This is a genomic window from Chroococcidiopsis cubana SAG 39.79, assembly GCF_003991895.1.
In the GTDB taxonomy this organism is placed as follows: domain Bacteria; phylum Cyanobacteriota; class Cyanobacteriia; order Cyanobacteriales; family Chroococcidiopsidaceae; genus Chroococcidiopsis; species Chroococcidiopsis thermalis.
In genome coordinates, this window is record NZ_RSCK01000254.1 from 1 (window position 1) to 1,208 (window position 1,208).

General features: G+C 42.9%; 1 protein-coding gene. It reads right to left on the reverse strand.

From position 1 onward, the window contains the following. Positions 1–1,208 (reverse strand): group II intron reverse transcriptase/maturase (ltrA, locus tag DSM107010_RS37740; RefSeq protein ID WP_127025427.1); only part of this gene is annotated, 1,208 nt, incomplete at both ends.

Here is a 1,208-nt window from a genome sequence, read left to right on the forward strand (position 1 = left end):
TGTTTTCCCCTTCCCTTATTGGCGAATTCCCATCCTTCGCCTTGGTCTACTAACCAGTAGCGATTAACTATCCAGCTAGCATTCTTTTTCGAGTGACGGCGTTTTGCCCAAGCTCTTAGCTTTTTATAGGTGAGGTGATTTAATCCTGTAAAGATTTCTTTGCTCACCACTGTGCTGTAATATTTAGTCCATCCACGGATTACCGGATTTAATTGGCTTATCAACTTATGTTGTGATGCCGTTTTGTTTGTTCTGATAATACTACGCACATTTTCTGCATGAAGTTTTATCTTCTTTGGGCTTGGTTTGATGATTGTTTTAAAACCTAATGGCATTCCGCTTCCGTCTTTACCTGTATGATATTTTCCTACTGGGTATTGTCGGATTGTGAATCCCAAAAAATCAAAACCAGGTTTTTGTCCTTCGTACTCTTTTAGAGTGTGGGTTATCCGAGTTTTGCTTGGGTTTAGCTCTAATCCCATGCCTTTTAACCAGTCGGCTATTGTTTGTTGGCATTTTTTGACAACTGTTATGTCCTTGTGTATTATCACGAAGTCATCGGCATATCGAATTAGGCTTAGGCTAGAGCGATTTTCTCGCTTTTTTCCTGGTAGCGTTTCCGCAAATTGCTTAATCCGATTTTCCATTCCGTGTAAGGCTATATTTGCTAGTAGTGGGGAGATGACCCCACCCTGTGGCGTGCCTTCAGCTGTTGGGAATAGTTGCCCATTGTCCATCACTCCCGCTTGTAACCATGCTCTTATTTGTTGGCGTATGGTGGGGAATGTATTTAATTTTTCCAACAGTGCCTTGTGGTTGATGCGGTCGAAACATTTTGATATGTCGGCATCCAACACATACTTTGATTTCTGGCTGATTGCCTTAAATATTGCTTCTATTGCATCATGGCATGAGCGTCCAGGTCTGAACCCATATGAGTTTTGCTCGAATCGAGCTTCCCATTCCGGTTCTAGAGCCAGCTTGACTAGCGCTTGAAGCGCTCTGTCGTACATTGTGGGTATGCCTAATGGACGTTTTTCATCAGTCCCAGGCTTAGGTATCCAGACCCTCCTAGTCGGTTTTGCCTTGCGATTTAATCTCAGTTTTGGGATTAGTTCCAGCCTTTGTTTTGGGGTTAATTTCTTAACTCCATCTATTCCGGCTGTAGCTTTACCCTGGTTATCTTGAGTTACCCTTCGTACTGCTAG